This window comes from Stenotrophomonas sp. GD04054 (genome assembly GCF_029836955.1).
GTDB lineage: Bacteria > Pseudomonadota > Gammaproteobacteria > Xanthomonadales > Xanthomonadaceae > Stenotrophomonas > Stenotrophomonas maltophilia_A.
Window position 1 is genome coordinate 177949 of the sequence record NZ_JAOECR010000002.1, and the last position, 16182, is coordinate 194130.

Annotated in this window: 16 protein-coding genes and 3 tRNA genes; 16 read left to right on the top strand and 3 right to left on the bottom strand. The window is 68.1% G+C overall.

The window, feature by feature from the left end:
* Positions 1-9: 9 nt before the first annotated feature.
* Positions 10-84 (top strand) — tRNA-Val (locus N7573_RS02560).
* 98 nt (positions 85-182) lie between these two features.
* Positions 183-257 (top strand) — tRNA-Val (locus tag N7573_RS02565).
* A gap of 98 nt (positions 258-355) precedes the next feature.
* On the opposite strand, the gene N7573_RS02570 is transcribed toward N7573_RS02565, so the two are convergent.
* Positions 356-688, bottom strand: a complete 333-nt coding sequence (locus tag N7573_RS02570) for a hypothetical protein (protein ID WP_049423238.1) — start codon at positions 686-688, stop codon at positions 356-358.
* 182 nt (positions 689-870) lie between these two features.
* Here N7573_RS02570 and N7573_RS02575 point away from each other — a divergent pair, with 182 nt between their 5' ends.
* Positions 871-1011, top strand: coding sequence for a hypothetical protein (locus tag N7573_RS02575; RefSeq protein ID WP_165929929.1), 141 nt, complete (start codon positions 871-873; stop codon positions 1009-1011).
* A 45-nt stretch (positions 1012-1056) separates the two neighbouring features.
* On the opposite strand, the gene N7573_RS02580 is transcribed toward N7573_RS02575, so the two are convergent.
* Positions 1057-1341, bottom strand: a complete 285-nt coding sequence (locus N7573_RS02580; protein WP_279912293.1) for a hypothetical protein — start codon at positions 1339-1341, stop codon at positions 1057-1059.
* Positions 1342-1371: 30 nt separating this feature from the next.
* A complete protein-coding gene (locus tag N7573_RS02585; RefSeq protein WP_049412592.1) occupies positions 1372-2139 on the bottom strand; it encodes a MipA/OmpV family protein in 768 nt (255 codons plus the stop codon).
* Positions 2140-2284: 145 nt separating this feature from the next.
* Here N7573_RS02585 and N7573_RS02590 point away from each other — a divergent pair, with 145 nt between their 5' ends.
* The 13 genes from N7573_RS02590 (at position 2285) to N7573_RS02650 (ending at position 16166) form a co-directional block, all read left to right on the top strand.
* Complete coding sequence (locus N7573_RS02590; protein WP_032128900.1) at positions 2285-2956, top strand: response regulator transcription factor; 672 nt, start codon at positions 2285-2287, stop codon at positions 2954-2956.
* Position 2957: 1 nt separating this feature from the next.
* Positions 2958-4310, top strand: a complete 1353-nt coding sequence (locus N7573_RS02595) for a HAMP domain-containing sensor histidine kinase (protein ID WP_049399928.1) — start codon at positions 2958-2960, stop codon at positions 4308-4310.
* 59 nt (positions 4311-4369) lie between these two features.
* Positions 4370-6769, top strand: a complete 2400-nt coding sequence (locus N7573_RS02600; protein WP_279912294.1) for a DNA internalization-related competence protein ComEC/Rec2 — start codon at positions 4370-4372, stop codon at positions 6767-6769.
* Between the two features lie 3 nt (positions 6770-6772).
* A complete protein-coding gene (locus tag N7573_RS02605) occupies positions 6773-7435 on the top strand; it encodes a MotA/TolQ/ExbB proton channel family protein (RefSeq protein WP_019337175.1) in 663 nt (220 codons plus the stop codon).
* 3 nt (positions 7436-7438) lie between these two features.
* Positions 7439-7861, top strand: a complete 423-nt coding sequence (locus N7573_RS02610; RefSeq protein WP_032128903.1) for a biopolymer transporter ExbD — start codon at positions 7439-7441, stop codon at positions 7859-7861.
* Complete coding sequence (msbA, locus tag N7573_RS02615) at positions 7858-9606, top strand: lipid A export permease/ATP-binding protein MsbA (protein WP_279912295.1); 1749 nt, start codon at positions 7858-7860, stop codon at positions 9604-9606. Before N7573_RS02610 ends, msbA begins: the two co-directional genes overlap by 4 nt.
* On the top strand, positions 9606-10625 hold the full coding sequence (gene lpxK, locus N7573_RS02620; RefSeq protein ID WP_032128905.1) for a tetraacyldisaccharide 4'-kinase: 1020 nt from the start codon (positions 9606-9608) through the stop codon (positions 10623-10625). The genes msbA and lpxK overlap by 1 nt, the downstream gene beginning before the upstream one ends.
* A gap of 74 nt (positions 10626-10699) precedes the next feature.
* The gene (gene kdsB / locus N7573_RS02625) at positions 10700-11473 is read left to right on the top strand and encodes a 3-deoxy-manno-octulosonate cytidylyltransferase (protein WP_197655534.1); all 774 of its coding nucleotides are present in this window, start codon (positions 10700-10702) and stop codon (positions 11471-11473) included.
* Positions 11470-11958, top strand: a complete 489-nt coding sequence (locus N7573_RS02630; RefSeq protein WP_197655533.1) for a low molecular weight protein-tyrosine-phosphatase — start codon at positions 11470-11472, stop codon at positions 11956-11958. The genes kdsB and N7573_RS02630 overlap by 4 nt, the downstream gene beginning before the upstream one ends.
* Positions 11955-13367, top strand: a complete 1413-nt coding sequence (locus N7573_RS02635) for a hypothetical protein (RefSeq protein WP_197655532.1) — start codon at positions 11955-11957, stop codon at positions 13365-13367. The genes N7573_RS02630 and N7573_RS02635 overlap by 4 nt, the downstream gene beginning before the upstream one ends.
* The gene (uvrC, locus tag N7573_RS02640; protein ID WP_279912296.1) at positions 13364-15208 is read left to right on the top strand and encodes an excinuclease ABC subunit UvrC; all 1845 of its coding nucleotides are present in this window, start codon (positions 13364-13366) and stop codon (positions 15206-15208) included. The genes N7573_RS02635 and uvrC overlap by 4 nt, the downstream gene beginning before the upstream one ends.
* Positions 15209-15226: 18 nt before the next feature.
* Positions 15227-15853 carry a CDP-diacylglycerol--glycerol-3-phosphate 3-phosphatidyltransferase gene (pgsA, locus tag N7573_RS02645; RefSeq protein WP_012510614.1) on the top strand — a complete coding sequence of 209 codons (627 nt, stop codon included), beginning with the start codon at positions 15227-15229 and terminating at the stop codon, positions 15851-15853.
* 237 nt (positions 15854-16090) lie between these two features.
* Positions 16091-16166: transfer RNA gene (locus tag N7573_RS02650), tRNA-Gly, on the top strand.
* The last annotated feature ends 16 nt before the right edge of the window (positions 16167-16182 follow it).

Genomic DNA, 16182 nt, shown 5'->3' on the forward strand with positions numbered 1-16182 from the left:
AGCAAAAACGGGCGGTTAGCTCAGCGGTAGAGCACTACCTTGACATGGTAGGGGTCACAGGTTCGAACCCTGTACCGCCCACCACGAAGTCTCTGGAAGGGGGCTGTCGTGAACTGCAAAGCCCGGCCCTGGCGCCGGGTTTTTACGTAGCAAGGCCAGCTTTCGGGCGGCAAGAACAAGATGGGCGGTTAGCTCAGCGGTAGAGCACTACCTTGACATGGTAGGGGTCACAGGTTCGAACCCTGTACCGCCCACCACCTGGCTCCCGGCATTGCCGGTGCAGCGGTGGATCACGACGGAAGCCGGCCTTGTGCCGGCTTTTCTCGTTTCAGGCATCGATCACGGTTCCACATGGTCAGCGTTGCACGACCAGGTCTTCGACGCTGATCATCCGCTGCAGCTTCCAGTGACCGTCCACGCGCTCCCAGAGCTGGGCGACGCGAACCGTCGCACCACGCGTGGGCTGGGCAACGCCGGGTTCGTGTTGCAGGGGCTGGTTGGCCAGCCTCAGGACCCGGTCCTGGCGCAGCCGGTAAAGCAGCAGGGAGGGCGAACCGCAATCCTGTCGTACGACGTCCGGCTGCTGGGTTTCGGCACGCAGGATCTGGCTGCGAAGGGCCTCTTCAGTGGGCCCGTTGCCAGCGCCGAACAGGCTGGAGAGCAGCAGCATCAGGGCAAGCATCGGCATGGCACGGTGCTCCAGCGGGAAAGTGCACGCAGGCTGGCATGACATGTGGGGTGCTGCAGCCGGCCTGCGACGAAGGCCGGAATTGAACCGCCAAAGACGGCCGGGGGGCGATGAATCCGGGCCGTGCAGGCGTAGACTCCGGTCTACCGCGCAATCGCGCCGTCACTGCAAGGAGCTGCCGCATGAGTGATCACGTTCCGGTTTCCCGGCCCAATCCCATCATCGAACTGCTGTTCGGCGGCAACATGCTGGAGGGTACCTTCAAGGCGGTGATCTGGGTGGCCCTGCTGGCGGCAGTGCTGGCGTGGACCACGTTCCGCTGAGTCTTCCCGCTGCCCTGCAGCACCGGCAGCGTTGCTGGCCTGCGCTCAGGCGCTGAAGGCCTGGCGCAGGCTGCGCAGGGTGGCCTGGCGATGTTCCTTTGCGGTTGCTTCGCCCATCTCAAGTTCCTGCAGGCGCAATCCCACCAGCATCATCGACAACGCATAGCCGCGTGCCGCATCGGTAGCACGCGAAAGGCCCAGTGCGCGGCGCGTCAGCGCGTTCACGTGTTCCAGGTCGGGCAGCAGCCCCAGGTAGGCGCGCTCGGCGCTGTCCAGGTCGGGGGCACGCAGGATCGCGTGCGCTTCAGCAGCAGGGGAGACGGAGGCCATGGGGGGTCCTTGTCCGTTGCGGGCGCTCGATCAGAACGAGCGCATCAGGGAAACGAAGGCCGACGTCTGCGTACCGCGACGGGCCATCGGGCTGTCCTTTACTGCATCGCCGAACCACTGGTTGGCGACGACGCCGGTCGCGCGCCACTTCGTGCCCAAGGGCGTGCTGACTGCGATCTGCAGGCTCGGTGATGTCGCGCTGCCCGGGTTGTAGGCGGCAAGTCCCGAGCGCAGCGCTTCTTCGTCGGTGATGCCGTAGTAGTAGTCGAGCAGGCGCGCACTGGAGTGCACCACGCCGACCTTGGGCACCCAGGTGAAGCGACCGGCCTGGATCGGATAGCTGTAGTGCAGGCGCGACTCCATGCCACCTCCGTGCCCGGTGACCTCGCGCATCACGCTGGCCTCGACGATGCCCCAGTCGGCGCTGTACTCACCGTTGATGCCGGCCATGGCCGACATCTGCCGGCTGTGCAGGCGACGCAGCTGCGGATCGTTCACGTCGTCGGTCTTGAAGCGCAGCGTGTAGGGCGTGACTGCCGCCGACAGGCGCAGGCCCTCGCGCTTGTACAGGTACATGCCCAGCGAGCCCGGGCTGGCGAAGAAGCGCTCGCCCTGCCAGGCAATGGACGGTACGACCAGCGGCTTGACGTCGTAGTGGGCGTACGCCCCCGAGGTCGCGCCGGCACTGATACCGGCCTGCACGCCCGGGTTCCGGTCGGCGGCGTGGGTGATCAACGGCAGGCCGATGGCAGCGGAGAACAGCAACGGGCGCAGCAGGGTCGGGGACAGCGACGGCATCGATCAACCACTTTGCGGGGGATGGCTGTGCATGGTGCGGGCACAACATTGTCAGAACATTGCGCCTTCGCAACTGGCACACGAAGACGCCCAAACCTGGCGCCAGGCACTATGATCGGCACCGTTTCCGGTAGCCGAGCCCCTGATGCGCATTCTCCTGGTCGAAGACGATCCCGATCTGTCCCGAGCCCTGCAGTCGGGCCTGGAGCGGCAGGGCGTGGTCGCCGACGTGGTCGGCAGCCTGGCCGAAGCCGCGGTTGCGCTGCGCGAGCCGGTGCATCAGCTGATGCTGCTGGACCGCCAGCTGCCCGATGGCGATGGCGTGGCTTTCGTCGCCACCGCACGCGCGCTGCGCCCGAACCTGGCGGTGATCATGCTGACGGCCAAGGGCAGGTTGTCAGACAAGGTCGAGGGCCTGGATGTCGGTGCCGACGACTACCTGGTGAAGCCGGTGGCGATCGAGGAGCTGATGGCGCGGATCCGTGCTGTCTCGCGGCGGCCCTCGGCGATGGTGACACCGAGCCTGCATCTGGGCCGGCTGGAATTCGACTTCGAATCGCTGCAGGCACAGGTGGAGGGCCAACCGCTGGCGCTGCCGCGGCGCCAGGTGCTGGTGCTGCAGGCACTGGCGATGCGCCAGGGGCGCACGGTCACCCGCACGGCACTGGAGGCCGCGGTGTACGGCTTCGACGATGAGATCCAGTCCAATGCGCTCGATGCGCACATTTCCAAGCTGCGCAAGGCGCTGCAGCAGGCCGGGGCGGGCGTTGAAATCCATGTGATCCGGGGCGTCGGCTACCTGCTGGCGGAGGCCTGAGATGGCGCGTCCGACACGTCCGATCCGTTCCATCACGCTGGGGTTGGCCTGGCGGTTGTTCCTGGCGCAGGCCTTCACCGTGCTGTTCGCAGTTGTTGCGCTGATCCTGACCTGGGGCGACAAGGACACTTGGGGCATGGACATGTTCATGGCTGAAGCCGTGGCCAAGGCCGTGCACAGTGAAGGCGGGCGGTTGGTGCTGGACCAGGCGCGCTGGAACAAGCTCGACGCCGAGGCCGGGGGCAACCTCTGGTTCGCGGCGGTCGACGACAAGGGGGTCTGGCTGGAACGCGGCACGATTCCGGCGATCCACGCCCCGCTGCTCGCGCGCCTGCCGACGCTGGGTGCCACCGAACTCGGCTCGCTGGTGCCGCCGTACCTGGACGTGGCGCGGGTCATGATCCGCAAGGAGGACGGGCGGCGCATCACGGTGATGGTGGGTGGGGCGCCGAAGGGCGGGTTGCTGGACGGTGCGCTGATGGTGCTGCGCCTGATCGGGCTGTGGTTTTTCCTGCCGCTGATCGTGATCACGCTACTGGTCATGCCGACCGTGATCCACCGCGCGATGCGCGGCGTGCGCCGCTCCGCACAACAGGCCAAGGAGCTGGATATCGGCCAGCCGGGGGCGCGTCTGGATGCGCAGCTGGTGTCGACCGAGGTCGCACCGCTGGTGGAAGCCTTCAACGACGCGATCGACAAGGTGCAGCAGGGGTATGCCGCGCGTGACAAGTTCCTCGCCGATGCCGCGCACGAACTGCGGGTGCCGATTGCAGTAGTGCAGGCGCGCCTGTCGCAGTTGCCGCAGGGCGAGCTGAAGTCGCAGCTGCTGACCGACGTTGCGCGGCTCGGTAACGTTGCCGAGCACCTGCTTGACCTGCAGCGACTTGATCGTAATGTCGGCGCACTGCAGCGGCTGGATCTGGCGTTGCTGGTGCGCGAAGCGGCCGCCGATCTGGCGCCGCTGGTGGTGGGGGCCGGTTACGGCTTCGAAGTGGATGCGCCCGAGATGCCAGTGTGGATCCATGGCGACAGCCTGGCGCTGGGGCGGGTGATCGCTAATCTGGTGCACAACGCCATCGTCCACGGCGGCGGACGCGGCACCATTTGCGTGCGCCTGGATGCACGTGGCCTGCTGGAGGTCAGCGACCAGGGCGCCGGCATTCCGGTGGGCGACCGTGAAGCGATCTTCGAGCCGTTCCATCGTCTGCGCGCAGCGGGTAGCGGCAGTGGCCTGGGCCTGCATCTGGTGAAGGAAATCGTGCAGCACCATGGCGGATCGGTCAGCGTCGGCGAGGCGGCCGGTGGTGGCGCCAGTTTCCGTGTCAACTTCCATCGCGGCACCGTCCGGCGCTGACAGCCACGCGGGGAAATCCCCGATAGGCAACCTGCCACGTCCCTCGGCAGGCTGCTGGAATGGTTCCCGAACGTTCCGCTCCGGCCCTGTTCGGCCCCGGCTGCGCCGCCGGCCTGGTGCTGGGCGCGCTGGCCTGCGTGCAGATGCCGGCACTGCTGCCGTTATGGCTGAGCGCGCCGATGGCCGTTGCCGGCGTCGCGGGCTGGCTGCTGCGCTGGCGCGGCCGCGCGTGGGCTGCAGTCCTGCTCGGCCTGGCATGGGCAACAGTGCACGGGCAGTGGGCCCTGCACGGCCAGCTTCCACCCGGTGCGCCGCCGCAGGATGTGCAGGTGCGGGGGCGGGTGGCCGATCTTCCACGGAGAGGGCCCGGCTACACGCGTTTCGTGCTGCACGTGGATGAGGCCGATGCGCTGCCAGTGCTGCGTGGCAAGCGCCTGCAGGTCACCTGGAACGACCCGTGGCGCGGATCGCCAGCGCACGAGGCGGAGGGCGGGCGCCACGCGGTTCGTGCGGGATCACATTGGCAGTTGTCGTTGCGCGTGCGCGCGCCACGCTCGCGGATCAATCCTGGCGGCTTCGACGGCGAACGCCATGCATTGCTGCGCGGTATTTCCGGCAATGGCACGGTGCGCGACCCCGGCGCGGCGCGTGAGCGCGCGCCTGCGCAGGGCCTGCCGGCCTGGCGCGAGCGCAGCAGTGACGCCATCGCAACGCAGGTGGCACATCCTGCCGCGCGGTTCGTGCAGGCCCTGGCACTGGGCGACACGCGCGGCCTGTCCGATGCCGACTGGGAGCACCTGCGCGCGCTGGGCCTGACCCATCTGGTCGCCATCTCCGGTTTCCACGTGGGCGTGGTGGCTGGCTTTGGCGTACTGCTGTGCCGCGTGTCGTGGTGGCTGTGCCCGGTGCTGGGACGGTTCTGGCCTCGGCCGCAGGCGGCGGCATGGGGCGCGGCGCTGGCCGCAGCCGTCTATGCCGTGGCCGCCGGCGGCGCGCTTCCAACAGTGCGTGCGGCGCTGATGATCGGGCTGGTGGCACTGGCCCGTGCCGGGCGTCGCCCGGTGGGTGCGGGGCAGGGACTGGCCCTGGCCGCGATGGTGATGCTGCTGCCGGCGCCGCTGTCGGTGCTGTCGGCCGGCTTCTGGCTCAGTTTCGGGGGCGTGCTGTGGCTGCTGTGGTGCCTGCCACGAACCGGGCCGGACGGCGTCGGTGGGGGCCTGCGCGGCTTTCTGGCCGCCCAGGGCGTGGCCAGCCTCGGCCTGTTGCCGCTGTGCGTAGCCCTGTTCGGCGGCACCGCGCGCTTGGGGCCGCTGGTCAATCTGCCGATCATTCCGTGGTGGACCCTGCTGGTGGTGCCGTTGTCGCTGCTGGGTACCGGCCTGCACGCGTTGCAGGATGGCGCCGGGCGCTGGGCATGGCGCGCCGCCGCCTGGCTGTTCGAGCTCAGCTGGCAGGCCCTGCAGCCACTGGCGCTGCACCCGCAGGCGATGTGGTGGCTGGCCGAGGCACCGCGCTGGGCGGTGCCGGCGGCAGTGGCGGGGGTGTTCTGGTGGCTGCTGCCACGCGGCGCTGGCGGTGGCCTGGCAGGCCTGCTGCTGTGCCTGCCGCTTCTGTGGCCCGCCCGGCATGCACCGGCTGAAGGCGAACTGGAGCTGCTGGTGCACGACGTAGGGCAGGGCACCGCGGTGCTGGTGCGTACGGCGCGGCACGCGCTCTGGTACGACGTGGGGCCGCCGACCGGCGGCGACGGCAACGAACGCATTCTGGTCCCGGCCCTGCGCGCGCTCGGACAGGGGCCGCCGCAGCAGGCGATGCTCAGCCATGACCATCTTGATCACACCGGCAGCCTACCGGGCCTGCGAAGGCAGTTGCCCGGGCTGCAGCTGCTGGCGCCACCGGGCAGCACCATCGCCGGCGCCACGCCCTGCCAGCAGGGGATGCGCTGGCAGTGGGACGGGGTTGATTTCCAGGTCCTGCACCCGGCGCCGGGCAGCCGCCAGGCCGAGAACGAGGACAGCTGCGTGCTGCGCGTCGCCAGCCGTCACGGCGTGGTCCTGCTGCCTGGCGATATCGGCCGCCCGGCCGAGCAGGCGCTGCTGAAGGCATACCCGGCAGCGCTGAAGGCGGATGTGGTGCTTGTGCCGCACCATGGCAGCGGTGGCAGTTCCAGCGCGCCGTGGGTCGAGGCCGTGGCGCCACGGCTGGCGGTGGTCTCGGCCGGGCACCGCAACCGCTTCGGGCACCCCCGCCAGGACGTGGTCCAGCGCTGGCAGGCGCAAGGGGCCGAGGTGCTGGCCACGGCCGATTCCGGGGCGATCCGCATATGGCTTGGCGCACAAGGGCTGCAGCTGCGTGAACAGCGCATCCACGCATCCCGGTGGTGGGATGCCGCTGGGCGGGCGCGGTCGGCTGCTATCCTATCGCCGATCGAACAAGCGGCCGTTGGGCCGGAGGGTTGAAACGTGTGGGAACTGGTCAAGGCCGGTGGCTGGCCGATGGTGCCGCTGCTGCTGTTGGGCGTACTGGCTTTGGCGATCATCCTGGAGCGTTTCTGGTCCCTGCGACGTACTGAAGTGCTGCCGCCCGGCCTCGGCCAGGAAGTGCGCAACTGGGCGGCACGCGGCAAGCTCGACCCGGCCCACCTGCAGACCCTGCGTGCGAACTCGCCGCTGGGCGCGCTGCTGGCCGCCGCGCTGGAAGCACGCAACCGCCCGCGCGACCAGATCCGCGAGCGCATCGAAGACACCGGCCGCCACCTGGTGCACCGCATGGAGCGTTTCCTCAACGCGCTGGGCACCATCGCATCGGCCGGGCCGCTGCTGGGCCTGCTGGGCACGGTGATCGGCATGATCCAGATGTTCCTGGGCATCCTCGACCATGGCGTGGGTGATGTGAACCAGCTGGCCGGTGGTATCGGCAAGGCGCTGGTGTGCACCGCCACCGGCATGATCGTCGCCATTCCAGCGCTGATGTTCCACCGCTACTTCAAGGGCCGTATCCACGGTTACGTGGTAGAGATGGAGCAGGAAGCCAGCGCGCTGCTGGATACGCTGGATGGCCGCCCCGGCGTGATGAACCCTGCTGCTGCCACGCGCCCGGCCGGCGCGGCCACGGCGAAGGCCTGATCGATGCGTATCGGCAACGACCGATCCCAGGATGAGCCGCATATCGACCTGGTGCCACTGATCGACGTCATCCTGGTGCTGATCATCTTCTTCGTGGTCACCACCACCTTCGATGCGCGCTCGACACTCCAGGTGGAGCTGCCTACGGCCAGCCAGCAGCCCAGCAATGAGCCGCCGCGCTCGCTCAGCGTGTTGATCAACGCCGAAGGCCGCTACTTCATCAATGACCAGGAAGTGCTGCGCAGCGACGTCGAGTCGGTCAAGCAGACCATCGCGGCCGTTGCCGGCAGCGACCGCACCCAGCCGGTGCTGTTGCGTGCCGATGCCCGCACGCCCTATCAGGCCGTGGTGACCGCGCAGGATGCGCTGGGTCAGCTCGGCTTCCGCCGTATTGCCATTGCAACAGCACCCGAGGTGCGTCCATGAGTTCCAAACACGCGCCGGTGTGGCCGATCTACAAACGTCTGCTGGGATACACCCGTGCCTACTGTGGCATGATGGTCGCCGCCGTCATCGCCATGGCGGTGGAGTCGGTAGCCGGCTACCACTTCACCAAGCTGATGGAGCCGCTGGTCAACCGTGGCTTCGTCAATCCCGAACCGAAAATGGCGGTGATCCTGCCGCTGACCATCCTTGGCCTGTTCCTGATGCGCAGCGCCGCCACCTGGGTGAGCGACTACGCGCTGGCCAAGACCGGTCGCAGCGTGGTGCGCGACCTGCGTGAACAGGTGCTGGCCAAGTACCTGCACCTGCCGTCCTCGCATTTCGATACCGAATCGACGCCGGTGATGGTCAGCCGCCTCAACTTCGATACCGAGCAGGTCACCCAGGCCAGCGCCGATGCGCTCAAGACCGTGGTTGCCGACACCCTGACCATCATCGCCATGCTGGCGGTGATGCTGCAGATGAGCGTCAAGGTGACCGTGGCCATGCTGGTGGTGGTGCCGATGATCGGCGTGATCGTGTCTTACGTGGGCAAGCGCTACCGGCGCATCAGCCGCGGTATCCAGGACGGCATGGGCACGATGGCGCAGACCGCCGAGCAGTCACTGGCGGCCCAGCAGGAAGTGAAGGTGCACGGCACCCAGCAGCATGAGATGTCGCGCTACTCGCGCCTGGCCAACCGCATGCTGGCGCTGAACATGAAGGTGGAAATCACCCGTGCCGGTGCCTCCAGCGTGGTCCAGTTCCTGGCCGCGCTGGCGCTGGCGGTGATCGTCTGGGTGTCGACCCGTGAAGCACTGGCAGGGCGCCTCAATGCCGGCCAGTTCATGGGCCTGATGATCTCGATGACGGCGATCATCCCGTCGCTGCGCCGCCTGACCAGCGTGCAGTCCTCGATCTCCCGCGGTGTGTCCGCCGCCGAGCGCCTGTTCGACATCCTCGACATGCCGGTCGAGCGCGACGAAGGCCGCAACACGGTGCAGCGCGTGCGTGGCGAACTGGCCTTCGAGCACGTCATGCTGCGTTACCGCGAAGACAGTGGCATCGCCCTGGACGACATCAGCTTCGTGGCCAAGCCGGGTACGGTCACCGCCATCGTTGGTCGATCCGGCAGCGGCAAGACCAGCCTGATCCGGCTCGTGCCGCGCTTCTACGAACCCAGCGGCGGGCGTATCACCCTCGACGGGGTGGCACTGGACGACTATCCGCTGGCCGACCTGCGTCGCCAGGTGGCGATGGTCGGGCAGAAGGTCATGTTGTTCGACGACACCATCGGCGCCAACATCGCCTATGGCATGGACGCGACGGATGAACAGATCCGAGCGGCAGCTGAAGCCGCGAATGCCTGGGAGTTCATCGCACGCATGCCGCAGCAGCTGCAGACCCCGGTGGGCGAGAACGGCGCGCTGCTGTCCGGTGGCCAGCGCCAGCGCCTGGCGATCGCGCGTGCGATCCTGCGCGACGCGCCGATCCTGATCCTCGATGAAGCCACCGCAGCGCTGGACAACGAGTCGGAGCGCCTGGTGCAGGACGCGCTGCAGCGATTGATGCCCGAGCGCACCACGCTGGTCATCGCGCATCGCCTGTCGACCATCGAGCATGCAGACCAGGTGCTGGTGATGGACCACGGTCGCATCGTCGAGCGCGGTACCCACAAAGAGCTGCTCACCATGGGTGGCCTGTACCAGCATCTGCACAGCATGCAGTTCCGCGAAAGGCAGGACTGATGGCCGGCAAGGGTACCCAGACCCCGCCGTACTGGTACGACGGCACCCCGGTTCCGTGGGCGATGCGCCTGCTGGCGCCGCTGTATGCCGGCGTCACCGCGCTGCGCCGGCGCGCCTATCGGCGTGGCTGGCGCAAGCGCTACACGCTGCCGGTGCCGGTCATCGTGGTTGGCAACATCACCGCCGGTGGAACTGGCAAGACGCCGCTGACCATCGCGCTGGTGGAGCGCCTGCGTGCCGCTGGTTGGAAGCCGGGCGTGGCCAGTCGTGGCTACGGCCGCGAAGATGCCGACAAGCCGCTGTGGGTAAAGGCCGATACGCCGACCGCCAAGGGTGGCGACGAGCCGGTGCTGATTGCCTGGAAGACCGGCGTGCCGGTGCGCGTGGACAGTGATCGTGTTGCAGCCGGCAAGGCGCTGATCGAGGCCGGCTGCGATGTGATCGTCTGCGACGACGGCCTGCAGCACTACCGGCTGGCACGCGACATCGAGATCGAAGTGGTCGATGCGCAGCGCCGCTACGGCAATGGCCGGATGATTCCGGCCGGGCCGCTGCGTGAGCCGGTCAGCCGCGCCAGCGAGTGCGATTTCCGCGTGGTCAACCTCGGCCAGGCCGATGAGGAGACTGCAGCACAGGCCTGCGGCTTCGGCCAGTGGCCGATGGCCCTGCACATCGACAGCGCACAACCGCTGGCCGGTGGCCGTGCCCGTCCGCTGTCGTATTTCAAGGGCCAGCGCGTGCACGCCGTGGCCGGCATCGCCCACCCGCAGCGCTTCTTCGACATGCTGCGCGCGCGTGGCATCGGTGTCGTGCCGCACGCCTTCGCTGACCATCAGGCCTATCAGCCGCAGGACCTGTCCTTTGGCAGCCAGCTGCCGGTGCTGATGACCGAGAAGGACGCGGTGAAATGCCGCGCGTTCGGCAATGACTGGCACTACGCGGTCCCGCTGCGCGCCGAGCTGCCTGCCGCATTCTGGGTGGCGCTGACCGACCGCCTGGACAAGCTGCGACCGAACTGAGTGGCGCGGCGGCGCTTGCATTCATACGCCGCCGGCCGCATTCCCGTTGTAACGAGCCTGCCGAGTACCGCCCCATGACCGAATTCGTCGTCGCCATCCCGGCCCGCTATGCCGCCTCGCGGCTGCCGGGCAAGCCGCTGCGCCCGCTGGGCGGTGAGCCGCTGGTGCTGCACGTGGCGCGTCGCGCGCTGCAGGCCGGTGCCGGCGAGGTCTGGGTCGCCACCGACGATCAACGCATTGCCGACGCACTGTCCGGCCTGGCCGAAGTGAAGGTGGCGATGACCGCCACCTCGCATGCCTCCGGTACCGACCGCCTGGCCGAGTGCGCGCGCATCGCCGGCTGGGCCGATGACACCGTCGTGGTCAACCTGCAGGGCGACGAGCCGTTCGCGCCGGCGGCGGGTATCGGCGCGGTTGCCCAGGCACTGGTTGAAGGCAATGCACCGATGTCGACCCTCGCCACGACCGTCGAAGACGCGCATACCCTGTTCGACCCGAACGTGGTGAAGCTGGTGCGCAACGTGCGCAACGAGGCGATGTACTTCAGCCGCGCCCCGATCGCCTGGCACCGCGATGGCTTTGCACGCAGCCGTGACACGCTGCCGGCCGGTCACAACTGGCTGCGCCACATCGGCATCTACGGCTATCGCGCCGGTTTCCTGCAGCAGTTCGCGGCGATGCCGCCGGGCCAGCTGGAGCAGATCGAATCGCTGGAACAGCTGCGCGTGCTGGAAGCGGGTTTCCCGATCAGCGTGGCGATCTCGCCCGAACCGTTCCCGCCGGGCATCGACACGCCCGAGGACTTGGAACGCGCTGAAGCATTGCTGCAGACGCTGGCTGCCCGATGAAGCTGCTGGTCGTCTGCCTCGGCAACATCTGCCGTTCGCCGATGGCCGAAGGAGCGCTGCGCGCGCGCCTGGACGCCTCGCCGCTGGCTGGTCGGGTGCAGGTCGATTCGGCCGGCACCGGCGACTGGCATGTGGGCGAGCCACCGGACCGGCGAGCGATCGGCTGCGCGGCCGGGCATGGCGTGGACATCGGCGGCCTGCGCGCGCGCCAGCTGCAGGTCGCGGATTTCGACCGCTTCGACTGGATCCTGTGCGCCGATGAGGCCAACCTGCGCGATGCGGGTCGGCTGGCCACACCCGCCCAGCGCGAACGCCTGGCGCTGTACCTGCCGTGGTCCGGCGGGCAGGGCAGGGGTGCGATCCCGGACCCGTACACCGGCGGAAGTGAGCATTTCGAACAGGTCTGGACATTGGTCGACGATGCTGCAAAACGTGCCGTGGCACGACTGTTGCATGACGCCGACTCCGGCATAATCGGGCCATGAACGTCCAGCCCGTCCCGGACCTGCCCGAGTTCGCCACCTGGCTCAACGCCACCCCCTGCACCCTGACCGAACTGCGCGGTCGGCCGGTGGCGCTGTTGTTTGTCAACGCCGCCTCCGCCTGGAGCGCGCAACGCCTGGCCGAGTTCGGCCAATGGCTGTCGCGCCACCCCGGCAAGCTGCAGCCGCTGGTGCTGCAGGTGCCGCGCTTCGATTTCGAACGCGAGGCCGGCGCCGCATTGAAGCTGCTGCGTCGCCAGGGCCTGACGATGCCGGTGCTGCTTGATGCCGACTGGGATGGCTGGCGCCGCTTCGGCATCACCGCCTGGCCGACCCTGGTGCTGCTGGATGCGCAGGGCCGCGAACAGCAACGGCTGGTCGGGCAGGGTGCACCCGGTGAGCTGGAGCGTGCCTTGAACGCGCTGTGCGAAGGCGCACCGTCGGCGCCGCCGCGTGGCGGCAGCGAACTGCACCCGGAACCCCGCCAGGCGCTGCGCTTCCCGCTGGGCCTGGCGGTCAGCACCGAACGGCTCTACATCGCCGACAGCGGCCATCACCGCATCCTCGAATGCAGCCATGGTGGCCGCATCCTTCGCCAGTTCGGGCTGGGCACCGCCGATTTCATGGACGGCAACCTCGCCGAAGCCGCGTTCCACCGCCCGCAGGCGCTGGTGCTGGAGCGCGATTCGCTGTACGTCGCCGACACCGGCAACCACGCGGTGCGTCGTATCAACCTGCTGACCGGGATCGTCGATACCCTGTGCGGCAACGGCCGTCCCGGTGCACCGATGGAAGGCCCGGTCGCGCAGGCGCGGCAGGTTGCGCTGGACCATCCGGTCGGCCTGGCCATTGCCGACAACCAGCTGCACATCGCCATGGCTGGCGACAACCGCATCTGGAGCTACCACCTGGGCCAGCGCAGCCTGCAATGGCGCGCGGGCAGTGGTTCCATCGACGAGCGTGATGGTAGCGGGCATCTGGCTGCCTTTGCCCAGCCGACTGCGCTGGCCGTGGTGCAGCAGGTGCTGTACGTGGCCGATGCGCTGGGTTCCTCGATCCGCGCGCTGCAGTTGCGCGGCGATCTGGTGCAGACCTTGGTCGGGCAGGGGCCGTGGCGCTTCGGCTGCGAAGACGGTCCGCGTTCGGACGCCAGCCTGCAGTTCCCACAGGCCATCGCGCTGAGTCCGGATGCGCCGCTGTTGTGGATTGCCGATACCGGCAACGGCCGCCTGCGCACGCTGCGCCTGGGCGGTGGCGAACTGACCACCCAGCCGTTGCCACGACGCCTGCATGGCCCGGCGGGGTTGGCGGTAGGCGCCGGTGCGGTGTGGATCGCCGAGACCGACGCCCATGCCGTGCTGCGATTCGACCCGGACAGCGGCGTGCTCAGTGAAGTCCCGATCAGCGAATGACAGACGTTCCCGCCCCGGCCTTCGACGGCAAGGCCTTCGCGGCCCAGCTCAGTACCGCCCCTGGCGTGTACCGCATGTACGCCGCCGACGACACGTTGCTGTACGTGGGCAAGGCGCGCGCGCTGCGCAACCGTGTCGGCAGCTATTTCAACGGCAGCCCGAAGAACGCGCGGATCATGTCGATGATCTCGCAGATCGCGCGCATGGACGTGACCGTGACGCGCTCGGAAGCCGAGGCGCTGCTGCTGGAAAACCAGCTGATCAAATCACTGTCGCCGCGTTACAACGTCTCGTTGCGCGACGACAAGACCTATCCGCACGTGCTGCTGACCCGAGAGGACTGGCCGCGCATCGCGCTGCATCGCGGTCCGCGCGCCATTCCCGGCCGCTACTTCGGGCCGTATCCCGGCGTTACCGCCGTGCGCGAAACGCTGAACCTGATGCACAAGCTGTTCAAGCTGCGCAGCTGCGAGGACAGCGTGTTCCGCAACCGCTCGCGGCCGTGCCTGCAGTACCAGATCGGTCGCTGCAGCGCGCCCTGCGTGGAGCTGGTGCCGGCGCCGGACTACGCCGAATCGGTGCGTCGCGCCGCACTGTTCCTGGAAGGCAAGAGCGACAAGCTGACCCGCGAACTGGGCGAGCAGATGCAGGCCGCCAGCGAGGCACTGGAGTTCGAGCAGGCCGCGCGCCTGCGCGACCTGATCTCCTCGCTGCGCAGCATGCAGACCCGCCAGTACGTGGATGGCCGTGCCGCCGATCTGGACGTGCTGGCGGTGGCCATGCAGGGTTCGCAGGCCTGCGTGCTGCTGTTGGCTTTCCGCGATGGCCGCAACCTCGGTACCCGCCCGTTCTTCCCACGCACCAACGGTGAAGATAGCCCGGAGGAAGTGCTGGCCGCGTTCGTCTCGCAGTACTACATCGAATTCGAGCCGCCGCGCGAGATCCTGCTTGATCGCGAGATTCCCGATGCCGACCTGCTGGTGGCCGCGCTGTCGGCCTCGGCCGAGCGCAAGGTGCAGCTGAAGTGGAACGTGCGCGGCGAACGCGCCGGCTATGTGGAACTGGCCAGCCGCAACGCGCAGCTGACCCTGGCGACCGAACTCAACAGCCGCAACGCGCAGCACGCGCGCAGCGACGCGCTGCGCGACATGCTGGGCCTGGCCGAGCCGGTCAAGCGTGTTGAATGTTTCGATATCAGCCATACCATGGGTGAGGCCACCGTGGCCTCATGCGTGGTGTTCGACGCCGCCGGTCCGGTGCGCGCGCAGTACCGCCGCTTCAATATCAGCGGCATCGAGCCGGGCGACGACTACGCCGCCATGCGCCAGGCCATCGACCGCCGCTTCCGCCGTGCAGTGGAAGAGCAGGGCGTGCTGCCGGACGTGCTGCTGATCGACGGCGGCGCCGGCCAGTTGGCCCAGGCCCAGGCCGCGCTGGCCGACCTGGGCGTGGAAGGCGTGTTGCTGGTGGGCGTGGCCAAGGGCGTGGAACGCCGCGCCGGCCACGAAGCGCTGGTGATGCCCGATGGCCGCGAGCTGCGCCCGGGCGCGGCCAATCCGGCGCTGCAGTTCATCCAGCAGGTGCGCGATGAGGCGCACCGCTTCGCCATCACCGGCCACCGCGGCCGCCGCCAGAAGGCGCGGATGACCAGCAAGCTGGAGGACATCCCTGGTATCGGGCCGCGCCGCCGCGCCAGCCTGCTCAAGCATTTCGGCGGCCTGGTCGGCCTGAAAGCCGCTGGTGAAGCGGAAATCGCCAGGGTGGAAGGTATCAATGACGCCCTCGCGGCACGTATCTACGCTAACCTGCACGGGTTGGCCACGCCTGATCCGGCCGAGTAGAGAGAGAAGCACGCAAGCATGAAGTTGACCCTGCCCACCTGGCTGACCTTGTTGCGGATCGTGATGATCCCGGTGCTGGTGCTGGTGTTCTACCTGCCCTACACCTGGACCAACTTCGCTTCGGCGGCGATCTTCGGCCTGGCCGCGATCACCGACTGGCTCGATGGCTGGATCGCACGCCGTTACCAGCTGGAATCGGCCTTCGGCGCCTTCCTCGACCCGGTCGCGGACAAGCTGATGGTGGCGGTGGCGCTGTTCCTGATCGTGCAGGGTCACCCGACGCCGTGGATGGCGTTCTGGGCGGCGGTGATCGTTGGTCGTGAAATTGCGGTATCGGCGCTGCGCGAATGGATGGCCGAACTCGGCCAGCGCGCCAAGGTGCGCGTGGCGATGATCGGCAAGGTCAAGACCACCGCGCAGATGGTCGCGCTGCTCTGCCTGCTGTATTCGGTGGCACCGAACGTGCCGGTGGAAGACATCTGGATGGGCTGGCCGGTGTTCCATATCGGCGACTGGACCCTGGCGATCGCCGCGGTGCTGACCCTGTGGTCGGGCCTGCAGTACCTGCACGCCGCCTGGCCGAGCCTGCGCGATGACGAGCGCGCTGCGCGCGAGCGTGCGCGGCAGAAGAAGCTGGGCAACTGAGCCCTGGGGGCGGATCCCTTTCCTCAGGAATGGGCTCTGACCCCATCGGTGCGTTTATCCACGCATGGCGTGGATCAACTGTAAATGCCGCATCCACAGATGATGCGGATCCATCGGTTTGCGGGGATGCCATAGTAGATCCATGCCATGCGTGGATACGCAATGCAAGGTGCCACGCAGACCCTGAGAAAAAGCGCTTGACGCCATTCTTGGAATAGGTAAAATTTCGCCTCCCAAGCGGGAATAGCTCAGTTGGTAGAGCGCAACCTTGCCAAGGTTGAGGTCGCGAGTTCGAGTCTCGTTTCCCGCTCCAGATTCAAGAAAAACGC